Genomic DNA, 22,308 nt, shown 5'->3' with positions numbered 1-22,308 from the left:
GTGAAAAGACGCAGGGAAGTGTTCAATCGCCGTCAGGGCATTCCGGATCTGATGGGAAATATTGCAAAATACGTCGTCATCGCGGTGCTGATTCTCTTTTTTATCAGCGAGACGAAGCGGATGTATGCGCTGGGGTACAGCATCTTTTCGCCAAAAGCGCGGGACCGCGCCGGCGAGGGGATCACAGCCTCCGTGACGATCACCTCGGATATGTCGGATGCCGCGATCGCGAGGCTCCTCGCGGACGAGGATCTGATCGAGAGCAGTCTGGTCTTCCGCGTGCAGCTCAAGTTCTCGGAGTATGACGGAAAGCTGACGGCGGGAACCTATGAGCTGAGCAGTGAGATGCTCCCGGAGGAGATGATGGAGCGCATGTCTGCGAGCAATGCCGAATCAGACGGGGGGTGAGAACACAGAGGGAATCGAAAGTACAGAGGGAAGCGAGAGCATAGGAGGAAGTGAAAGCCCATAGAAAGGCGAAAGCCATAAAAAGACGCGCTTTCGCGGCGGCGCTCTTTCTCTGCGTGCGGCCGGCGACGAATATCCTTTATAAAACCGGGGAAGTCCGATGGACTTCCCCTTTTATGATGGCGTGTGCCTCGCGTAAAACGCTTTGGCATGGAGGACTACTTATGGAGGAATGGCTGGAGAGAGAGGAGCGTCTCTCCGTGTTTATTGAATCATGGGCGACAGAGCAGACGCCGTTTCTTGCTGCGCTGGAACGGCGGGCAAGAGAGGACGGCGTTCCGATGATTCGCCCGCAGACGCAGAGGCTTCTCCAGTTTTTCCTTGCGCTGCAGCGCCCGCGTGAGATTCTGGAGGTGGGCGCCGCGGTGGGATATTCGGCGCTGTTCCTGCGGGAATACGCGCCGCCCGGGGCGCATGTTACGACGATCGAACGCGACGGGGAGAGAGCGCGGGAAGCGAGGCGAAATTTCGCGGCGGCGGAGGTCTCTTCGGCGGAGACCTCTTCGGCAGAGCCGATCCGCCTGCTTGAGGGTGATGCAGCAAAGCTCCTCCCCACTCTCGCAGGGCCGTATGATCTGATTTTCATGGACGCTGCGAAAGGGCAGTACGCGGGCTTTTTTCCGGAGGTGCTGCGTCTCCTTGCGCCGGGCGGTGTTCTCGTGTCGGATAATATTCTGCAGGACGGCGACATTCTGGAATCCCGCTATGCCGTAACGAGACGGAACCGGACGATTCACAGGCGGATGCGCGAGTATCTGGAGCTCCTGATGGAGACGCCGGAGCTCCGGACGGTTCTTCTGGGAACCGGGGACGGCGCGGCGCTGTCAGTCCGGAGGGGGCGCGGCGCGGAGGAGGCAGAGGGAGAGGCATAAGGATGCTGAAAAACGGAAAACCGGAGCTGCTCATCCCCGCGGGCAGTTTGGAGGTATTAAAGACGGCGGTGAATTTTGGGGCGGACGCCGTATATATCGGAGGGGAGGCGTTCAGTCTCCGCGCAAAGGCGAAGAACTTCTCGCGGGAGGATATGGTGGAGGGTATCCGCTATGCCCACGGGCACGGCGTCAAGGTGCATGTGACAGCGAATATACTGGCGCATAACAGCGATCTTGCGGCGGCGGATGATTACCTCCGCGAGCTGGCGGAGCTGAAGCCGGACGCGCTGATCATCGCGGACCCCGGCATGTTTGAGAAAGCGGGACGCCTCTGTCCGAACGCGGAGCGGCACATTTCCACGCAGGCGAACAACACTAACTATGAGACGTTCCGGTTCTGGCACAGGCTCGGGGCAAAGCGCGTCGTCTGTGCGCGGGAGCTGAGCCTTGCGGAGATCCGGGAGATACGGGAGAAAACGTCCCCGGAGCTTGAACTGGAGGCGTTCATTCACGGCGCGATGTGCATCTCCTATTCCGGAAGATGCCTGCTGTCCAATTTTTTTACGGGACGCGACGCGAACCGCGGGGCCTGCACGCACCCCTGCCGCTGGAAGTATGCACTGGTTGAAGAGACGAGGCCGGGCGAATATCTTCCGGTTTATGAGAATGACCGTGGCAGCTATATATTTAATTCCAGAGACCTCTGCATGATCGAACATATCCCGGAGCTCCTCGGGGCGGGGATCGACAGCTTTAAAATCGAGGGCCGCATGAAGACGACGCTCTATGTCGCGGCGGTCGCGCGGACCTACCGCCGGGCGATCGACGACTGCACGGAGAGCGAGGAGAAATACCGGGCGAATCTGGACTGGTACCGGGAGGAGATTCGCAAATGCACCTACCGGCAGTTTACGACCGGCTTCTACTTCGGCAGGCCGGATGAGAGCTCGATGGTCTACGACAACAATATCTATACGCAGGACGCGGTATATTTGGGACGGATCGGATCGGTTGACGAGGCGGGACGGGGATATTTTGAGCAGAGAAACAAGTTCTGCGTCGGAGACCGCATTGAAATCATGAAGCCGGACGGGCGCGATGTCCCGGCCCGTGTGCTGGCGCTGCACACGGAGGAGGGAGAGGCGGTGAGCAGCGCGCCGCATCCGAAGCAGCCGCTCTGGCTCACGCTGGATGAGCCGGTGCAGACAGGAGATCTTCTGCGCATGACGCCCGGGGAAAATCTCAGAAAAAACTTGTAATTTTTCCGGATATGGTGCATTTTGGTATACAGCAATGCGCAGAAAGCCGATGCGGGCAAAAGAGAGACGGCAGCAGGAGACCGGAGGTTTATGGCAGACATTACGAATGTGGAAAAAATGTTCGGTGAAAATGTTTTTTCAATCAGCACAATGCACGAGCGTCTTCCGAAGCAGGTTTATCAGAAAATTCTGAGGATACTCAGCGAGGGCGGCGAGCTCTCCCGCACCGATGCGGATGTCGTGGCCAAGGCCATGAAGGACTGGGCGATGGAAAAGGGCGCGACCCATTATACCCATTGGTTTCAGCCGCTTACGGGCATCACTGCGGAGAAGCACGACGCCTTTGTGACCGCGCCCGACCCGGAGGGCCACATGCTGATGGAGTTTTCCGGCAAGGAGCTGATCATGGGCGAGCCGGACGCCTCCTCGTTCCCCTCGGGCGGCCTCCGCTCCACCTTTGAGGCCCGCGGCTATACGACATGGGATGTCACCTCGCCCGCTTTTCTGAAGAGGACGGCAACGGGCCTTACGCTCTGCATTCCCACCGCGTTCTGCTCCTATAACGGTGAGGCGCTCGACAAAAAGACGCCGCTCCTGCGCTCGATGGAGGCGATCAATATACAGTCGCTCCGCATTCTCCGCCTGTTCGGAAATACGACGGCCCGCAAGGTGACGCCCTCGGTCGGCGCGGAGCAGGAATATTTTCTCGTGGATATGGAAAAATGGCAGAAGCGTTCGGATCTGGTGTTCACCGGACGGACGCTGTTCGGCGCGCCGGCTCCCAAGGGACAGGAGATGGAGGATCATTACTTCGGCGTGATCCGGGAGCGCGTCGGCGCGTATATGAAAGACCTCAACAACGAGCTCTGGGAGCTGGGTGTGCCGGCCAAAACGCAGCACAATGAGGCGGCTCCGGCCCAGCATGAGCTTGCGCCGATCTACGAGAATGCCAATGTGGCGACGGATCACAATCAGATCATCATGGAGGCGATGAAGCGTGTCGCGATTCATCACAATATGCAGTGCCTCCTGCACGAAAAGCCTTTTGCGGGGATCAACGGCTCCGGCAAGCACAACAACTGGTCGCTGACGACGGACACCGGCGTGAATCTTCTTGACCCGGGCGAATCGCCGGAGGAAAACGTCCAGTTTCTTCTGGTGCTCTCCTGCGTGCTCAAGGCGGTTGACATCCATGCGGATCTCCTGCGTCAGAGCGCGTCGGATGTGGGAAACGATCATCGTCTCGGGGAGAAAGAGGCGCCCCCCGCGATTATTTCCGTATTTCTCGGCGAGCAGCTCGAGGACGTCGTTCGCCAGCTCATTGAGACGGGCGTTGCGGAAAAGCATATTCAGGGAGGGGTGCTGAGGACCGGGATTTCTACGATGCCGGATGTGAAAAAAGATGCGACGGACCGCAACCGTACCTCGCCGTTTGCCTTTACCGGTAATAAATTTGAGTTTCGCATGGTTGGCTCGGCGGATTCCATCGGCTCGGCCAACACCGTTCTCAATGCCATCGTTGCGGAGGCGTTTTCCGATGCGGCGGACGAGCTCGAACGGGCGGAAAACTTTCCGGGCGCCGTGCACGATCTGATCAAGAAGAATCTGATTGAGCATCAGAGGATTATTTTCAGCGGCAACGGCTACGCGGAGGCGTGGGTCAGAGAGGCGGCCCGCCGCGGTCTGCCGAATATTCCGTCCACGGTGGAGGCGGCTTCCGCGCTGACGACGGACAAGTCGGTGGCGCTGTTCTCCCGCTTCGGCATCTTCACAAAGGCGGAGCTGTCCTCGCGCGAGGAGATCACCTATGAAACCTACGCCAAGATGATCAACATCGAGGCGCTGACCATGATCGACATGGCGGGGCGGCAGATTCTTCCGGCCTGCATTCACTATGCCGGGAGGCTGGCGACCACTACCAATGCTCTGAAGCAGGCGGGGGTCTCGACTATGGCGGAGATGGGACGCCTGAACGAGGTCGCCGCGCTCATCAATGAGGCGGATAATGCGCTGAACAACCTGAAAGCGCTGGACGAACAGGCGGGACAGATCGCGGACCGCAAAAAGCAGGCGTTTTTCTATAAGGATTCGGTCAAGCCGGCTATGGCGGCTCTCCGGAAGCCCTGTGACGAGCTGGAGCTCCTTGTGGACAAGGCGATGTGGCCTTTCCCCACCTATCAGGATCTGCTGTTTGAGGTCTAGGAGAGTCAGACAAAACGGCATTCGCACAGAACAAGTCGGACAATTAAAATGGAATAAATGACTTGAATTTCCATAAGTGTTTCAGTATAATATCAATTTGTAGCGGGTTCGCCGCTGCAAATTGCATATTGGGCTATCGCCAAGTGGTAAGGCAACGGACTCTGACTCCGTCATTTCGAAGGTTCGAATCCTTCTAGCCCAGTTTATTTCGGACAGTCCCCGGCAGATGAGGCCGGGGACTGTCTTTTGCGTGAGGGCGAAGAAAACGGATGCTGGCTGCCTTGCAGTCAGATGTTGATCTTTGTACGGAATAAAGTTATGGTAGAGCAGTCAGAAGAACGGTGTGCGGGGAGAACCGCAGCCGGAGGGACTGCATCATGCAGGTCCGGGAGGCGTATCAGGCGCAGATCGGCATCGGACAGAAGCGAAAGGGTTGGATTCAGTAAGGGATGAATGAGATGACGGGAAAGACGGCCGCGGAAGCGGGCGGCAGAAAAGAAATGGATATGATAAACGGCTCCCTCTGGGATAAGATCCTGCTCTATGCGCTGCCGCTGGCGGCGACGGGGATTCTGCAGCAGCTGTTCAACGCAGCGGATGTCGCGGTGGTGGGGCGCTGCACCGGGAAGCTGGGTGCGGTCTGCATGGCGGCGGTGGGAGCGAGCAGTCCGGTGATCGGCCTGCTGGTTCATTCCTTTACGGGCATTTCTCTCGGGACGAATGTGGTGGTCGCCAATGCGGCCGGCGGACGCGACAAGGACACAATCCGGAAAGCGGTGCATACGTCGGTTGTTCTGGCGCTTGTGATGGGCGTTATGCTCATGGTGTGCGGAGAGCTTTTTGCCGAGCCGATGCTCCGGAGCCAGAGCGTGCCGGAGGAGGTGCTGGGGCTGGCCGTGCGCTACCTGCGCATCTATCTTCTGGGGGTCCCGCTGATCCTGCTCTATAATTTCGCGGCGGCCATTTTCCGCGGCTATGGCGATACCCGGACGCCGCTGATCGCGCTGACGGCGGCGGGAGCAGTCAATGTGGCATTGAATTTTGTGTTTGTCGCGGGTCTTGGTATGACGGTGGACGGCGTGGCGCTGGCGACGCTGATCTCCAGCGGAATGAGCGCGGCGGTCCTTTTTGCGGGAATGCTCCGCACACAGAGCGCGATCCGGCTTTGCCGCGCGTCGCTCCGGCCGGACGGGCCGATACTGGCCCGCATTCTCCGGATCGGAATCCCGGCAGGGCTGCAGGGAGCGGTATTCTCCTTTGCCAATATCATCATTCAGACGGCGATCAACAGTCTGGGAACGATTGTGATGGCAGCCTCCGGCGCGGCATTCAATATTGAGATTTTTGCCTATGATGTGATGAACTCGTTCGCGCAGACCTGTACGACCTTTACCGGACAGAATTACGGCGCGGGGAAGCTCGGGCGCTGCCGGCGGACGCTGGCGCTGTGTCTGGCGGAGGGGTATCTCGGTCTTGGCGCGGCGGTCGCGTTGATCCTGTTCCTCGGCAGAGAGCTTCTGGGGCTTTTCAACGCCGATCCGGAGGTGATCCGCAGCGGCTACACCCGGCTGATGTATATCTTTTTTGCTTATGTTTTCAGCACCCTCTACGAGGATATCTCCGGGTATCTTCGGGGGTACGGGATATCGCTGATTCCGGCGCTGTTGACGATGGCCGGCGTGTGCGGCACCCGGATTGCGTGGATATATCTGGTGTTTCCGGCGCACAGGAGCTTTGCGGCCATTATGACGGTGTATCCGGTCAGCCTTGCGGTGACGGCCGTACTGATGATCGCGGTGCTTCTGGTCAAGCGCCCGGCGCGGAGGCTGGAAATGCGGAATACGGGGGCGGGAAATTGAAGAGATCATGGAGATGGATCGGCAGCCGGACCGGCGTGCAGGTTATTATTATTCTGCTGGTTTCCATTATTATGCCCGGCGTCTTCCTGTTTCTCTTCATGGTGAGAAGATATTCCCATGATCTTCTGACGACAGCGATCGAGGAGAGGAAAAATCTTCTGGAAGCAGCGAATAAAAGCATAGCGCTTCTTCTGGAAAACTACGACGAGCTGTCCATGACCGTCTATTATGATGCGTCGACAAAGCGATATATAGACGGCGGCGTCTATGGCGAGTCCTCGGATGCCATGGAAGTCGTCATGAAGTCGATTTTGAATACGAGAAGATCGACCAACGGGATAGCGCTTTGTCTCGAGAACCAGGTGTATACGTATGGGAAATCCTATGTGAATCTGCAGGAATACCGGGACAGATATGAGGCCGCCGTCATTGCGGCGGAGGGAAAGAGGGTATGGCTCCCGACGAATATCATGCAGAGCGTCAATTCCGCCAGAACCAAGTGCTATGCTCTTGGAAGAGCCATCAATTCTCCGAGCGGCGCCGTGGGCGTTCTTTATATGTTTTTTTACAGCGATTCGCTGGCAAAGCTGATGAATTATCCTGTTCTCACGGAAAGCGGAAGTCACTGGTATATTTTTTCCGATGATGGAAAGATCATCGGTTCGGACCGGAAACAGCTTGTGGGGACCAGTGAGGGGACGGGTATTTCGCCGGCGCTTCTCTCCTCGGACAGCGGGTATGTTTTCATCACCGGGGAGGATGGACAGCCTCAGATTGCCGTGTATGACCGGCTGCAGGAAACCGGATGGACCAGCGTGGCTGTCGTGGACCGGGAGGAGCTGTATTCCCGCGTAAATTCACTGATCAGGCTCTCTGTTCTGTTTTCCGTATTTTATGTGATCGTGCTGCTCTGCGGGTACTTTGCCATGCACCGCTTTATTGTCCGGCCGATCGGGATGCTGAGCTCGGGCATGGAGCGGGTTTCGCTCGGAGAATTCCGGGAGGTGCCGCTTCCTCCGGGCGGCAATGAGATCCGGCAGCTTGCGGAAAAGTATAATGAAATGATCATCAAGATACAGCGTCTGCTGGCAAGAGTCCGATCGGAGGAGGAAGCGAAAAATCTCCAGCGGATCAAGGTGCTCTATATGCAGATCGGACCGCATTTCTTATACAATACGCTGAATTCGATCAAATGGATGGCGGTGCTGAATAAGCAGCAGAGCATCAAAATGATGGTGGAGTCGCTGATGAAGCTGACCTCCGGTGTGGCGTACAACAAGCAGGATGATATCTCTGTCCGGGAAGAAATCGATCTGGTAGAAAGCTATATTTATATTCAGAAGATCCGTTTCATGAATTTTACGGTGGAATACGATATTCCGGAGAACGTCATGGGACTTATGATCGGGCGGTTCATGCTGCAGCCGTTTGTGGAAAACTGTATTATCCACGGCTTCCGGGGGAGCTCCCGCGAGGGCAGAATTCAGATCAGAATGCGGCGGGGTGAGGATCTGATGGTGGAAATCATCGACAACGGAAGAGGGCTTCCCGCAGCGGCGCCGAAGGATCCTTTTTCTGCCGCGAAAACGGAGGATGCGGCCGTGCCGGGACCGGAGCAGAGTGTCCGGGACAGTGTGGGGATTGAAAATGTAAGAGAACGTATCCGACTTCATTATGGGGAACGCTATCAGGTGCAGATCGGGAATAATGCGGACGGAGGAGTGAGGGTATGCCTTACGCTTCCGGTAATTGAGGGGAGATCGGATGATTCGGGTAGCCATTGTGGAGGATGAAACGCTGGTGCGGCTGGGGCTGCGGATGAGTATAGAGGAATCGCCGGTCATCCGCGTGACCGGAGCCTATGCTTCGGCGGAGGAAGCGAAAGAGGGCGTCGCCGGAGAGCCTCCGGATATTCTTCTTACGGATATCCGTCTTCCGGGGGAATCAGGACTTTCCCTGATGAAAGAGCTGAGAGAGAAGTATCCGAAAATGCAGTTCGTCGTCGTAAGCTGCTATGAAGACTTTTCCTATGCAAGGGAGGCGATGGAGTGCGGGGCCGGCAGGTATATCCTGAAGCATGAGCTCAATGAACACGAGCTGCCGGACATTCTGATCTCTCTGAAAAAGGAGGCCGGCTCCGGGGAGCTCGAAAATATGCGGAATTATATCCATGATGACGCGAAGAGGATTCTGGAATCCGGGAGCTGTCTGCGGTGCGCGTTTTTTGTTTTCCGGGGGGAGAACGAGCTGTACCGTGCGACGGAAGAGGATATCAGCATGGAGCTTGTCGGCGGCATGGTCAGGAACATGCTTGAAAAATATGATATCGGCAGCTGCTTTATCCGGCACGGCTGCGAGCTTGTCGGGATGATTGCGGGAGACGGGGGACTGGCCGCGCTGAAAAAGCATTTCGGAGAAATCAGCGGGAATCTGTCCCTGTATATGGGTAAAAACTGTTATATCGGCGTTTCCCGAAGCGTTTCCAACGAGGCGGCGCTTCAGGAGAGCATGGAAGAGGCGAGGGAAGCGGCTGCCGAATCTTTTTTTTATGAGAAAAGCCGGATTTTTGAAGCGCCGGCGGAAATAACGGAGAAGCATGCGGGAGAAAACAGGAGAATATCGTTTAGCCGTGAAGATGCCTTTTCGGCGGTGTGGCTCCGGAAAATGCGGAAAGAGATTCGGGAATATTTTGCGTATTGCGGAGAAAAGCATCCGTCCCCGGAGAGAATAAAGGAAGAGGTTATGCGATTTCTTCAGGAAGCCATTGCCTATGGTGAAAAATGGTACGGTCTCGACCGCGCAGAGAGTTATATCGGGGAGGAACCGAGTTACCGGATGATCAGCAGGATGGAATCCCTGCGCTCAATGGAACAATGGCTGGTCCGCATGGTTGAGCTCACGGCTAAGGGAGCCAAGGGGCAGGACGAGCTCCAGCAGATCCGGGAATATCTTGAGGAAAATTATATGAGAGATCTTCCGCAGGCGGCGGTGGCAGAGCGGTTCGGGATGAGCGCGTCGTACTTTTCGCAGTACTTCAAGCATAAATTCAATATGAATTACGTGCAGTATGTCAACTATCTCCGGATAGAAAAGGCCAAGCTCATGCTCAGGACAAGCGGAGCTTCCACGGAGACGATCAGCGACGCGGTCGGCATTCCCAATGTAAATTATTTCTTCCGGCTCTTTAAGAAGATGGAGAAGATAACCGTCAGGCAGTACAGGGCGCGATATCATAAAAAAGTGAATGAAACGTAAAAAAGTGCTTAAAAAGGATACATAAAGCACAATTAAAATACAATTTTTGAAGCAAATCAAGAAATAAGTGCATAAAATAATCCGGCCCATGATGCTAATATTTATACATAATAAACAAAGAGAGCTTCGGCGGTGGGGCCGAAGCCGTACATCAGGGAGGTGACGTAGATGAACAGAAAACTGCTTATGCTGCTTGCCGCGTCGTCCATGGCGCTTTCACTGGCCGCCTGCGGTTCGTCAGGGACAGGAACAGCAGAGCCGGCCGGGACGGCCGCGTCGGATTCCGAGAGCGCAGAATCGGCCGGGGCAGAAGAAACGACAGAGACGGCAGAGACCGGCGGCGAGGTCGGCGGAAAGCTTGTGGTGTGGGAGCATACAGCGCAGTTTGAGGAGCCGCTCAAGGCTGTGATCGAGGGCTTCCATGAAGCATATCCGGACGTGGAGGTCGAGTATTCTGTCAAGACCAGCGATCAGTATTACAATCTTCTCCAGACCGCGATGCAGGCGAATGAGTGCCCGGACGTTTTCTGGACGAACGGAAAGGCGACCACCAATTATGAGTCCTATGTGGAGCAGGGGCTGCTCATGGAGCTCACGGATCTTGTTGACTGGAGTACGTTTGACGATACGACGGCAATGAATATCGTCACCTTGGAGGACGGCTCCGTTTATCAGACGCCCACGGCGGAGACGGGAGGGCGAGCCGTCTTTTACAATAAGGATATCTTTGAGGAAAACGGCTGGAAGATTCCAAAAACCTTTTCCGAATTTGAGGAGCTTCTCCGGAGCATGAAAGAGGCGGGCGTTCAGCCGATCAGCCTTGCGGCCTCGGATCCGTGGAATATCCTCTTTATCTGGGAGCCGATTCTCGCGGCGCAGCATCTCGATTATATCCGGGAATGGGAGACGGAGGGCTACGTCAATGTGAACGACGAGCGCGTGGTGGATTCCTACAATACGCTTCTTAAATGGGGCGAGGAGGGATATTTCGGTCCGAACTGGACGGGAGCCACCGGCGACGGCGCAACCATCGCGTTTGCCACCGGGCAGGCGGCCATGGTGATCAACGGCACATGGAATATCTCGACCTTTGAGGAGCTCAATCCGGAGCTTAATTTCGGCGCGTTCCAGCTTCCCACCGAGGACGGAGAATATCCGTTTGTCGCGACGAACAGCGCCGGCATGGCAGTCAGCGCGAAGACGCAGAACAAGGACGCAGCGCTTGCGTTTGTCAATTACTTTGTGTCGGTGGACGGGCAGACAAGGTGGCTCAACGCGAGCGGCGGCATTCCCTGCACGACGAAAATCGTCGCGGAGGATCCGGTCGTCCGCGAGGTGTCCGGGAGCTTTACGACGATGGCGACGAGCTACTATGATATTCTCGGCCATCAGGCGGGAACCGGCGATTCTCCCTGCAACGTATGGGAGGAGGATCAGCTGAAAATTCTTACCGGAGCCATGAGCGTTCAGGATTTTGTGGATGAGCTTCAGGCGCTGTGCCTCAGCAGGGAGGAGTATCTTCAGTAAACGGTGAGCGTTATCGGGAGGGCTGTCCGCTGTGTCAGACAGCCCTCTATTTTTATACAATTGGGGACAACGATGGAACAGTCGACAAACAGAAATAAGAAACGCCGGACGTACCTGTATTTTATTCTTCCGGGAACCATTCTCTATACGGTTTTTGTGATCGTACCGATTATCTGCTCAGTCTGTTTTTCGTTCTTTCAGTGGAGCGGTATAGGTCCGATGACCTTTGTCGGGCTTGATAACTTTGCCTATCTGCTGTTCGGGGAACGGATGTCGCCGATTCTGATGAATTCCTTAAAGGTGACATTTAAGTATCTTCTCGCGGTTCTGTTCTTCATTACGCCGCTTCAGCTTTTTTTTGCGTATATCCTGTATCTTCGGATAAAATTCAGCAAATATATCCGGGTCATGCTCTTTCTGCCGTATGTACTGAGCACGGCGATCGTGGGCTTCTTCTCCATTCTTGTTTTTGACGGAAACATAGGAATGCTGAACAGCCTGATCAGAAATACGCTGGGCAGCTCCTATACGGTGGCCTGGATCGGTGATCCGAAATGGATGTTTAAGGTATTTGTGGCGATGATCGTCTGGCAGTGCATCGGCTCCGGCATGATGATTTTTTATGCGGATATGCAGGCTGTTTCCATAGACATCATAGAGGCCTCCGTTCTGGACGGCTGCGGCGATGTGAGGCGCTTCTTCTCCGTGATTCTGCCGAATATGAGGGCTTCCCTATCGTCGAATCTTCCGCTCAGCGTCATCTATGCGCTGACCATGTTCGGACTTCCCTATGTTGTATTCGGATCTTCCGGCGGAATTGACAACACCATGGATTTTATCGCCATGGTTTTTTACCGCTACGCGTTCGGAGGGACGTACTATGGGACGACGGATATCGGCTTCGGCTCGTCGATCAGCGTCGTGCTGCTGGGAATTATTCTCATCGCGTATCTTGTGACGTTCCGGATTATCAAGTGGATCAGAAAGTAGGGGGAAGCGGCAGTGAAGCAGAAATGGAAAGACAAGACGATTTCGGATTACAGAACAGGGAGAGGGACGAGGATCTGTAAGGATATGATCTCTCTGGTGATGGTGCTGTACTCCTTTATTACGATTTTTCTGATCGCGGTCACGGTGACCAATTCATTCAAAACGAAGACGGAGCTCATCCGGAACATAACGGGGTGGCCACAGAAGCCGACGCTGGAGAATTATGTCACGGTCTTTGTGGAGGAGAAATTCTGGCGCTATATCCTGAACAGCGTCTGCCTTGTGGGCGTGGCGCTCATTCTGATGATTGCCGTATCGTCGCTCCTCGCCTATGGCGTCGCACAGTACGATTTCAGAGGAAAAGGCTTTCTGCAGGGCTATTTTCTTGTCGGCCTGATGGTCCCGGTACAGCTTACGATACTGCCGCTGTATCTGATGCTCTCCAAGGCGGGTCTGGCAAATATTTATGGTCTCATGATTATTTACGCGGCAAATTTTTCGTTTGCATTTACGATTTTTACAAGATTTTTTGAAGAATTTCCCGTTGCGGTGATAGAATCCGCACGAATTGACGGGGCCGGTGATCTGACCATCTTTGCCGGCATTATCGTGCCGGTTTCCAAATCCGTATTTTTCACGGTCGGGCTTCTTCAGTTCATTATGGTCTGGAATGATTTTTTCCTGCCTATGGTATTCATCCAGAAGAAAAGCGCTTACACGCTGACGCTTGCGATCTATGAATATACCTGCAACTTTCTTAAGAACTGGGATAAGATTTTTTCGGCCGTCACGGTGGCGCTCATCCCGATTCTTATCATTTATTTTCTGTTTTCGGAGCAGATTGTATCCGGACTTACGGGGGGCTCGGTTAAAGAGTAAAAAATGTGATGATAACACATGGAAAATGGATATGGCTTGCGGACGGACTCACGACGGAGAATGAGAGGGCCTGCTTTGCGCAGCGCTTTCGGATTGACGGGTGTGATCTCACGGCCGGACAACCGGTTTTGCTGCGGATTACGGCGGTCACGAAATATGAGGTGCTTCTGAACGGAAAGCCTGTCGGACGGGGGCCGGGGAGAAACGTCAGGGGCAGATGCTTCTGCGACAGCTATGACATCACGCCGCTGCTGCTGTCTTCGGAGAATTATCTCGCGGTCGAGGTGTGGAACTACGGCTGGTCGACCTATCAGTCGCAGGCGGATGAGGGGGGACTGCTTTTTGAGATTCTGTGCGGCGATACCGTCATCGCAGCTTCGGGAACGGAAACCCGGGCGCTGAGAAATCCGGGCTTTATCACATATGCGCCGAAACGAAATGTGAATCTCGGGTTTGCGGAATATTTTGACGGAAGAAAGTTTTCGCAGCGCTGGCGAGAGGATGCCGGGATTACGGAGAGCTGGCCCTCTGTGGGGCCCGCGAGGTCATATGTATACTCTGAGCGGGTGCTACCGAGGGTTCTGACATGCGGCGCGGCAGAGACCGGAGAGCCTGCGGAGCCGAAAGAAAGGGAGCTGACGCCGCTTCCGGTGCGGAGCTGTCATACGCAGATGGTTTACCCGAAGCAGATTGTCCGGCTGGAGGATGTGGAAAAGGGCGGTCAGGTCTTCACGGTGAATACGCGGAGAGCCTTTTTCGGCGACAGGCGGGATGCGGATGAAACGAACTTCAATGCGTTTCTGGGCGGCATTATTGTAAGCGGGTCTGAGCAGAAAGGGAGAATCAGCTTCCCGAATCGGACATGGAACGGGCTCATCGGCTCGTTCCGGCTCGGAGAGACGGTATATGAGATTACGGACGCGGCCAGAGACGTGGAGGTGAGGCTCGAAAAAGGCGACAATTTCTTTCTTATGTTCCTGCACGGGAAATATGATGATCTGTACAGCCATATCGAGCTCCGCTTTCCGCAGGATATCTGCATGAAGAAGTGCGGAGCTGGTGATCGGGGCAACTTTTTTGTCGTGGGACCGGTCATGGAAATCACAGCGCTGCAGGACGGGTTTCATACCATTCATCCGGATATCAGCATGATCGGAGAGGAAGAGAAGCAGCTTTTTGCCTGCTCGTCGGCAGAGGCATTGGCGGAAACGGCCGGCCGGCTCGGGTATGAGGTGAAATGGACGGCGCCGGAGGATGTTATGGAGGATGCCTATCTGCTCTCTTTGGCCCGTCTGGCGGTCCCGCGGGCCGATTATGCGATCCGTGACAGGCATCTCGGGATTCTGTGGAGCAATGATGAGACTACGGTGATCGATCCGCCGGCAGCGGGGGACTATCGAAGACTGATCGCTGACTTCGGCGATATTTATGTGGGGTATCTGACCATATCCGTGAAAGCGCCGGCAGGGACGATTCTGGATATTTACGGATTTGAAAATATGTACCGGGGGGAAATCGATCATACGATCGGAATAAACAACGGCGTCCGCTATATCTGCCGCGAGGGTTGGCAGAGCTACACCGTCATGGCAAAAATGGGGCTGCGGTATGCCATGATCAGTGTACGGAGCTGCGGCGGGCGGAGCGTGGAGCTCAGGACGCTTGCGCTGCAGCATGAGACATACGCTTCTGCGGGGAGCGGGAGCTTTGCGTGCAATCGTGACCGGCTGAACCGGATATGGCAGATGTGCAGACAGACGATGGAGGACAGCAAGGCGGATACGTATGCCGATTCTCCGACCTATGAGCAGGCGTATTGGCTGGGAGACTCGCAGGTGAGCGCGGCCGTGGATGCGTTTCTGTCCGGGGATTATGGATTTATCAGGCACAATCTCTTATTCGGCGCGACGGCTGCGGATATGACGCCGCTGGGCAATGCGCTGACGCCGACGGACTGGATCACACCGATCCCGATGTGGACGATGAACTGGATGGTGATGCTCGCGCAGTATATCGAAGTGAGCGGGGACAGCGGCATTCTGGATGCGATCTATGGGGAGCTGAGAGAGAGACTTCGGTATTACAGAAAGCTCATTACGCCGGAGGGCGGGTTCCTCGTCCGCTCGTGGAATCTGATCGACTGGGCGAAGCTGGATGTTTCCAATGACTGTGTGAGCACAGCCTATCAGGGGATTTTGTCGTGGTGCTACCGCAAGGCCGCGGAATTTGCCTCGCGGATGGAGAACAAAGCGCCGGGGGAAGAGGCCGGAAAAAGCTATGCGGCAGACCGGCGGGAGTTTCTTGACACTTCGGAAATATTAAGGAAATATCTTCTGGACAGGCTCTGGGATAGTGAGAGAGAGGCTTTTCGAGATGGCTGGAGCCCGAAGAGGGATCTGGCGGAAACATACAGCATACAGACGCATACGCTTCTTCTTCTCTATGGGATACTGGATGATGAGCCGTACCGGAAGCAAAGGGTATCGGAATACGTCCTGCACCGTCCGGACGACTTTCTGGATGTGGGATCGCCGTTTATGCTGTATTATCTGTACGAGGCGTGGGCAAGGCTCGGCAGGCAGAGGGAGATGTTCGAGGATATCGAAAAACGTTGGGGTGAGATGATACGATACGAGTCGACCACGTGCTGGGAGGTTTTCCCCGGCTTCTATGAAAACAGCCGGACGCGGAGCTATTGTCATGCGTGGTCCACAGTTCCCGCGATGCTGATGCAGAAATATCTGCTTGGGGTCCGCCGGGAAGAGAGCGGGTGGAAAAGCATATCGTTCCGACTTCCGGATACGGAGCTGCGCTGGTGCAGAGGGGGAATCCCGACGCCGTTCGGAAGCATTTATGTCGACTGGAATAAGGATATCAAAAAGCTTCTTCTGAGAATTCCGGAGGAAATACAGATCTGCGGGAAAGCGGACATTCCGGAGGATTTTGAGCTGACGGTTCAGACAATGCGCGGGGACGGCTGAGCTGCCGGTGAAAGCAGCGCGGATGGGAGCCGCAGGCGGGAGGCAGAGATGAACGTAATGAGCGCCGAATGGCGTGACCGGTTGAAGCATTGGATGCGCACGCTGCAGGATGATTTCTATGAGCCGCTCGGCGAGCTTTCATGGGAGGCGGCCCGGACCATGGAGCGGCTCTCTCCGGAGAGGGCGGGGGAGCTCTCCTACGAGGCGGTGCGGCCGGGCTGGCAGTGGGGAACGGAGTGGGAGTACTGCTGGTTCAGGAGCCGGATCGTGCTGCCGGAACGGGCCCGCGGCGAGAGAATCGTCATGGACCTGCATCCCGGCGGGGAGAGCACGCTGTTTGTGAACGGACAGGCGTTCGGGACCTACCGGGCGGACTGGGTCGACCGGCCGCATCATTTTCTGGAGGATAATTTTCTGACGGCCTGTGCGGCGGGAGACGAGACATATACGATTCAGATGGAGACGTATGCGGGCCATGATTATCCGGAGGCCCCGACCGGCGGCTGTGCCACGGGGCCGGTGCTGCCGGGAGCGTATGAGGCGCATCCGGAGGAGGGAAAGCGCAGAACACTCGGGCGCTGCAGCTACGGAATATGGAATGAGACCTGCTATCAGCTTTTTATGGATGCCGATACGCTGTGTCAGCTGCTGGACACGCTGGAGCCCTCCTCGCTCCGGGCGGCAAAAGTCGCGGAGGCGCTCGAGCGGTTTACGCTGGCCGTGGATTTTGAGCAGGACAGAGAGAGCCGCATCGCCTCATATCTTGCGGGGCGGGCGGTGCTTGCACCGGTACTGGCGGCGGAGAACGGCGCGACCGTGCCGAAGTTTTATGCGGTGGGAAACGCCCATCTGGATCTGGCGTGGCTCTGGCCTATGGAGGAGACGTTCCGCAAGACGGCGCGCACCTTTGCGGCGCAGCTCAGGCTTCTCGAGGAATATCCGGAATACCGCTTCATCCAGAGCCAGCCGGCCGCTTATGAAATGTGCCGGGAGTATGCGCCGGAGCTGTTCCGGAGCATACAGGAGGCGGTAAAAAAGGGAAGATGGATTGCGGACGGCGCCATGTGGGTGGAGCCGGACACAAACATGGCGGGCGGAGAGGCGCTGATCCGCCAGCTTCTTTACGGAAAGGCATATTATAAAAAGGAATTCGGCGTGGAAAGCCGGCTTCTCTGGCTTCCGGACACTTTCGGCTATACGGCGGCGCTTCCGCAGCTTCTTAAGGGCTGCGGCGTGGATTATCTTGTCACGCAGAAAATATTCTGGTCCTATAACGACGGAGAGCAGTTCCCGTATCATTATTTCCGCTGGGAGGGCATGGACGGCTCGTCGGTCACAGCCTTTCTTCCGACCAACTATACATATCGGACGGATCCCTCCGAACTGCAGCAGATCTGGAGAACCCGCAGCCAGACGAGAGATCTCGACGCGTTTCTTCTGCCCTTCGGCTATGGAGACGGGGGAGGCGGCCCGTCCAGAGATTATCTGGAATACGGCAGACGGGAGAAAAATCTGGAGGGAATGCCGGCTGTAAAAATGGCCGGGCCGATGGAATTTTTCCATGATATGGAGGAAGCGGGAGGTCCGGTGAATACCTATGTCGGCGAGCTGTATTTCACCGCTCACCGGGGGACATACACCAGTCAGGCAAAAATCAAGTACAACAACCGAAGAGCGGAGGCCGCGCTTCGGGAGCTGGAGCTCTGGATGTGCGCGGCGGACAAGGTGGACAAGGACGCGGCGGAGAGGCTGTGGAAAGAACTGCTGCTTCATCAGTTCCACGACATTCTCCCGGGCTCGGGGATCGCCCGCATCCACAGGGAGGCGGACAGGAGAGTCCGCGCGCTGATCGCGGAGGCGTCGCAGCGGACGAAGGACTGCATGGATGCGCTGCTCTGCCGGGACGGGGATGCCGTGACGGTGTTTAATTCTCTCAGCTTTGACCGGACGGGACTTGTGGAGCTGCCCGAACGCTTTGCGCAGGGCGCGGCGGTGATAGAGGAAAGCGGCGCGGCGGCGGGCGAGGCAGCAGAGAACGTTCCGGTGCAGAATATTCCGACGCAGAATATCCTGTTGCAGAGGATTCCGGTGCAGAACATCGGAGGCCGGCTGATGGCGCTGGTTTCTGTGCCGTCCGTCGGCTCTGCCAGCCTCATTCCGTCGAACCGGGCGGCGGAGCGGGACCGCGAGGCAGAGCGGCCGGAGCCCGGGATCGCGGCTGTCGTGCGGCTTGCGGACGGTGCGTTTGTGCTGGAAAATCGCTTTGTGAGAGCTTCCGTAGACAGGCGGGGTGAGCTGATCAGCTTTGTATGGAAAGAGAGCGGCAGGGAATTTGTGCAGGCTCCGATGAACCGCTTCCGCCTGTATAAGGATGTGCCGCGGCGCTTTGACGCATGGGATATTGATTCGAATTACCGGGAGCAGGAGCTTCCGGGAGCGGAGAGCGTTTCCGCGGAGCCGGTGGGCGAGGGGCTTGCGGCGGAGCTTCTGGTTCGCGGCCGCATCGGCAATTCCTCGTATGAACAGCGGATTGTGCTTGCCGCGGAGAGCCGCCGTCTGGAGTTTCATACAACGATCGAATGGAAAGAGCTGCACCGGCTGCTGAAAGTTTCTTTCCCGGTCGCGGTGCATGCCTCAGAGGGGATCAATGAAATTCAGTTCGGATATATCCGGCGGCCTGCCCATCGCTCCCGGAGCTATGACAGGGAGCGCTTCGAGGTATGCAATCACCGATATTCCGCGCTCGCAGAGGATTCTCACGGTGCGGCGGTTCTCAATGACGGGAAATACGGAATCAGCATGAACCGAAACGCGCTGGAGCTGACCCTGCTTCGCGCGGGGGCGTCCCCGGAGCTGCGGGCGGATAACGGAGAGCACCGCTTTGTCTATGCCTTTACCGCGTGGGAGGGGAGCTTTGGTGAGAGCGATGTGGTGCGTCAGGGGTATGAGCTCAATGTGCCGCTTCTTACGCGCGCAGGCCGGCGCGGGAACGGGAGCTGGCTCCGGATCGATGATCCCGCGGTGATTCTGGAGACGGTGAAGACGGCGGAGGACGGAAGCGGCGACCGCATTCTTCGTTTCTACGAGTCGATGAACCGTTCGGTCTCCGTCCGGATACGCAGCGCATGGAGCGGAGACATGTATCTCTGCAATATGCTGGAGGAGAAGACGGCGGCCCTGCCCTCTGAACAGGGCGCGTTTTCACTTGACTTCCGTCCGTTTGAGGTGAAGACCGTGCGGATTCATGCGGCTGCGGTCACAGCACCCTCTATGAGGATATCTCCGGGTATCTTCGGGGGTACGGGATATCAATAGCTCCGGCGCAAAGGAGCAGGCTTTGGGCTCAGCGGCGGGAATATCGTTTTCTGAACTCCCCGGGCGTGGTGCCAAGTCTTTTCTGGAATGCCTGATAGAGACGGCGCTCGCTGCTGTATCCCGTCATCCGGCTCACATCGGCGACAGTACAGGTCTTGCTGCCCAGCAGGAGAGAGGCTGCCGCGCGAAGTCTCACGCAGTCCAGCAGAAAGCCAAGACTGTGACCGGTTGTTTTATTGATGGTATTGGAGAGATAGCAGGGGTTGAACATGAATTCATCTGCCAGTATATTCAGAGAAATATCATACATATAATTCTGTCGGATATATTGAATGATCTCCCGGAGAGAGACTGGGAAGCTGCTGTCATCGAGATCGAAGTCAAAGATGAGAGCCGGCGGGAGCGCCGGCCGACTTTCCTTCTCCGCAAACAGAGCGTGATGCAGGCTGCGCACGTCGTTCAGCAGAAGACTTTTGTTTATCGGCTTCAGCAGATAATCATAGACGCCAAGGCGTATTCCCTGCTGCGCGTAGGAAAAATCGTCGTAGCCGGAGATAATGATAAAGCGTATTCTGCCGCGGTTTATATGGAATCTTTCAAGCAGCGCAAGACCGCTCATTTCCTGCATCCGGATATCGGTGATGATCAGATCGATGGAAACGGAGGAATAATGATTCCACGCGTCCTCCCCGCTTTCCGCGGTGAACAGCGTGCACGGAAATTCCCGGATCTCCCGCAGATAAGAGACAATGGCGCTGCGGATTCTGGCTTCATCTTCAACGATCAGAATCGTCATGGTTCTCCTCCTCTGTACAGTCTGAAGCTGACAATGGTGCCGTGCTGTGCGTCCGGCGGGGACGCGGAATGGATGCTGAGCCCGCTGCGGTCCGGATTGTGCGAACGGAGACGGTCATTGATGTTGCGCAGACCGACATGCTTTGTGGCCGGATAGATCCGGCGGGAGGAGAGGATATCCTGCGCGAATTTCAGCATGGCGGGATCGATGCCGCGGCCGTTATCCGCCACGCGGATGAGCACGCTTTCCGCATTGTCGAGAGACGGCGTGATATGAATGGATATCCGCAGCGGAATGCCGCTGATTTTCCCATGACGGATGGAATTTTCAATGATGGTCTGAAAAACAAATCTTGGGCAGGAGATGTTGTCGAGCTCCGTCTCTATGGAAAAGGAGTATTGCAGTTGATCGCCGAGGCGTATCTGATTGATCCGCAGGAAATTGCGGGCGGCGTTCAGCTCGTTTCTAAGCGGTGCGCTTCTGGTATCATTGTTCATGGCGTAGCGCATATAATTTGCGAATATTTCCGTCATTCCCGCAGTCGTATGATCGCCGTGTATTTCAGAGGAAGCGCGAATATTTTCCAGAATGTTATACAGAAAATGCGGCTTGATCTGAGCCTGCAGGGCATAATATCTCGCTTCATTCATTTTCAGGCTGGCCTCAAGATTGTCGTGCACCAAATGGTTTACCTCGTTCACCAGTTGGTTGTATGCTGCGATGACGCCGCCGATTTCATCGGTATATAAATTGCTGCTGTATTCACGGAGATCATCGGGGCGCTGAGCGGAGATAAAGCGGTTAAAATCGATGATTCTGCCGATGTTCAGCCGGTTGAGAAAAAAATAAATCCCGCTGAAAAAGAGCATGCTGAACAGTGCGGCGGTGAAATAAAAAAAGACGAATTCCGGCGAACGGTTCCAGGCTTTCATCGGTATACACAGCATAAAGGAAGCGGAGCGGATCGGGACAGTCAGAAATTCTCCATCGAGCAGCGCCCCGCGCAGCTCCTCCGGTTCGTCGGCGAGCCGGTAGCTTCCATCGGAGAAGCAGTAAACATCGTCGCCGGAGAGAAGGTAAAGCGGCTCGGAGGGGATTCCGGTGAACTGCTCCAATACCCGGGCGGCATCGGCCTGAATCCTAAGCAGACCGATCGGACTGGTGGTTCCGGAAAGATAGATGAGCCTGTAATAATTCCAGTACCCGTCATCGCCGCTCTCCCAAAATCCGGAATAGCTTGCGGCGGCTTGCCGGCACAAGGCGTCATAGTCGTCGGTCCCGGCAGTGGAAATCAGGCGATCCGGCACGTAGATGCGGTAGCTGTTGTCCGCGATGATTTCGATTTTATGTACCCGATGGTCATTGGCGTAGCTGCTGAAGCAGTTTTCTATGGAATCATAATAGTTGAACAGAAATTCTGAGGTGCTGGAGTATTCCCCGATCAGATATTTCTGAATACTTTTTGTATTATCAAAGCAGAAGCGGTAGTTGCTGATCTGCGTCAGCGAGGATTCCAGTTGAAAGGCCAGAGCGGCGGCGTTCTGTCTCAACTGTCCGGCGTAGGCCTTTTCCGTCTGATATGCATTATATCGGGACATTATGAGCGACAGCGTGCCGATCGGCAGGAGAACGGTAAATATAAAGCCGAGCAGCATTTTTGTGGATATTTTCTGGTCCAGAAACCATTTCATGAGTTTTCGCTGCGCAGCGGACATCATTCCCTCCATTTCGAGACGCGGCCGACGCCTCTGCGGGCTGACAGAGGGTGGAGCTCTACTATTCATTATTGTTTTTTCCCATCAATATGGCAATTCGAAAACTGAAAAATGCGCATATATCTAAAGAAATGACATTTTTATTATTGCTGTCGAGATAGTAGATTGAATATGCGGAAGCCGCAGAGTA

General features: G+C 55.7%; 14 protein-coding genes and 1 tRNA gene. 13 read left to right on the top strand and 2 right to left on the bottom strand.

Annotated elements, in window-relative coordinates; genetic code table 11:
• From E0E20_RS02110 to E0E20_RS02050, 13 genes are all read left to right on the top strand, one after another.
• Complete coding sequence (locus E0E20_RS02110) at positions 1-408, top strand: endolytic transglycosylase MltG (RefSeq protein WP_130836399.1); 408 nt, start codon at positions 1-3, stop codon at positions 406-408.
• Between the two features lie 224 nt (positions 409-632).
• The gene (locus E0E20_RS02105; RefSeq protein WP_130836398.1) at positions 633-1,340 is read left to right on the top strand and encodes an O-methyltransferase; all 708 of its coding nucleotides are present in this window, start codon (positions 633-635) and stop codon (positions 1,338-1,340) included.
• 2 nt (positions 1,341-1,342) lie between these two features.
• Positions 1,343-2,599: a peptidase U32 family protein gene (locus E0E20_RS02100; RefSeq protein WP_130836397.1), complete on the top strand. Its 1,257-nt coding sequence runs from the start codon at positions 1,343-1,345 to the stop codon at positions 2,597-2,599.
• Between the two features lie 90 nt (positions 2,600-2,689).
• On the top strand, positions 2,690-4,801 hold the full coding sequence (locus tag E0E20_RS02095; RefSeq protein WP_130836396.1) for a glutamine synthetase III family protein: 2,112 nt from the start codon (positions 2,690-2,692) through the stop codon (positions 4,799-4,801).
• Positions 4,802-4,930: 129 nt separating this feature from the next.
• A tRNA-Gln gene (locus tag E0E20_RS02090) sits at positions 4,931-5,003 on the top strand.
• Positions 5,004-5,259: 256 nt separating this feature from the next.
• Positions 5,260-6,660 (top strand): MATE family efflux transporter, encoded by a 1,401-nt coding sequence (locus tag E0E20_RS02085; protein ID WP_130836395.1) that lies wholly within the window; start codon positions 5,260-5,262, stop codon positions 6,658-6,660.
• A complete protein-coding gene (locus E0E20_RS02080) occupies positions 6,657-8,453 on the top strand; it encodes a sensor histidine kinase (RefSeq protein ID WP_130836394.1) in 1,797 nt (598 codons plus the stop codon). The genes E0E20_RS02085 and E0E20_RS02080 overlap by 4 nt, the downstream gene beginning before the upstream one ends.
• Entirely contained in the window at positions 8,425-9,915 is a 1,491-nt protein-coding gene (locus E0E20_RS02075) for a response regulator transcription factor (RefSeq protein WP_130836393.1), read from the top strand. Before E0E20_RS02080 ends, E0E20_RS02075 begins: the two co-directional genes overlap by 29 nt.
• A gap of 168 nt (positions 9,916-10,083) precedes the next feature.
• Entirely contained in the window at positions 10,084-11,442 is a 1,359-nt protein-coding gene (locus tag E0E20_RS02070) for an ABC transporter substrate-binding protein (protein ID WP_130836392.1), read from the top strand.
• Between the two features lie 72 nt (positions 11,443-11,514).
• Positions 11,515-12,432: a carbohydrate ABC transporter permease gene (locus tag E0E20_RS02065; RefSeq protein WP_130836391.1), complete on the top strand. Its 918-nt coding sequence runs from the start codon at positions 11,515-11,517 to the stop codon at positions 12,430-12,432.
• A 12-nt stretch (positions 12,433-12,444) separates the two neighbouring features.
• A complete protein-coding gene (locus E0E20_RS02060; RefSeq protein ID WP_130836390.1) occupies positions 12,445-13,311 on the top strand; it encodes a carbohydrate ABC transporter permease in 867 nt (288 codons plus the stop codon).
• A gap of 8 nt (positions 13,312-13,319) precedes the next feature.
• On the top strand, positions 13,320-16,292 hold the full coding sequence (locus tag E0E20_RS02055) for a family 78 glycoside hydrolase catalytic domain (protein WP_130836389.1): 2,973 nt from the start codon (positions 13,320-13,322) through the stop codon (positions 16,290-16,292).
• 48 nt (positions 16,293-16,340) lie between these two features.
• Complete coding sequence (locus tag E0E20_RS02050) at positions 16,341-19,607, top strand: alpha-mannosidase (protein ID WP_130836388.1); 3,267 nt, start codon at positions 16,341-16,343, stop codon at positions 19,605-19,607.
• Positions 19,608-19,635: 28 nt separating this feature from the next.
• Here the strand turns inward: E0E20_RS02050 and E0E20_RS02045 are convergent, their stop codons facing one another.
• Positions 19,636-20,403: a response regulator transcription factor gene (locus E0E20_RS02045; protein ID WP_130836387.1), complete on the bottom strand. Its 768-nt coding sequence runs from the start codon at positions 20,401-20,403 to the stop codon at positions 19,636-19,638.
• On the bottom strand, positions 20,400-22,094 hold the full coding sequence (locus E0E20_RS02040; protein ID WP_165443940.1) for a sensor histidine kinase: 1,695 nt from the start codon (positions 22,092-22,094) through the stop codon (positions 20,400-20,402). The genes E0E20_RS02045 and E0E20_RS02040 overlap by 4 nt, the downstream gene beginning before the upstream one ends.
• Positions 22,095-22,308: the final 214 nt, after the last annotated feature.

The organism is Lachnoclostridium sp. Marseille-P6806 (genome assembly GCF_900625025.1).
Lineage (GTDB): Bacteria > Bacillota > Clostridia > Lachnospirales > Lachnospiraceae > CAG-791.
Note: the sequence above shows the minus strand (reverse complement) of the source record. Positions and strands in the feature narration are given on the sequence as shown.

Bases quoted from the DNA above. Each gene is read 5' to 3' on its own strand.
- E0E20_RS02105 (WP_130836398.1), top strand. From the start codon at position 633: ATGGAGGAATGGCTGGAGAGAGAGGAGCGTCTCTCCGTGTTTATTGAA.
- E0E20_RS02075 (WP_130836393.1), top strand. From the start codon at position 8,425: ATGATTCGGGTAGCCATTGTGGAGGATGAAACGCTGGTGCGGCTGGGG.
- E0E20_RS02055 (WP_130836389.1), top strand. From the start codon at position 13,320: ATGATAACACATGGAAAATGGATATGGCTTGCGGACGGACTCACGACG.
- E0E20_RS02070 (WP_130836392.1), top strand. From the start codon at position 10,084: ATGAACAGAAAACTGCTTATGCTGCTTGCCGCGTCGTCCATGGCGCTT.
- E0E20_RS02040 (WP_165443940.1), bottom strand. From the start codon at position 22,094: ATGAAATGGTTTCTGGACCAGAAAATATCCACAAAAATGCTGCTCGGC.
- E0E20_RS02050 (WP_130836388.1), top strand. From the start codon at position 16,341: ATGAACGTAATGAGCGCCGAATGGCGTGACCGGTTGAAGCATTGGATG.
- E0E20_RS02045 (WP_130836387.1), bottom strand. From the start codon at position 20,403: ATGACGATTCTGATCGTTGAAGATGAAGCCAGAATCCGCAGCGCCATT.
- E0E20_RS02100 (WP_130836397.1), top strand. From the start codon at position 1,343: ATGCTGAAAAACGGAAAACCGGAGCTGCTCATCCCCGCGGGCAGTTTG.
- E0E20_RS02085 (WP_130836395.1), top strand. From the start codon at position 5,260: ATGACGGGAAAGACGGCCGCGGAAGCGGGCGGCAGAAAAGAAATGGAT.
- E0E20_RS02095 (WP_130836396.1), top strand. From the start codon at position 2,690: ATGGCAGACATTACGAATGTGGAAAAAATGTTCGGTGAAAATGTTTTT.
- E0E20_RS02065 (WP_130836391.1), top strand. From the start codon at position 11,515: ATGGAACAGTCGACAAACAGAAATAAGAAACGCCGGACGTACCTGTAT.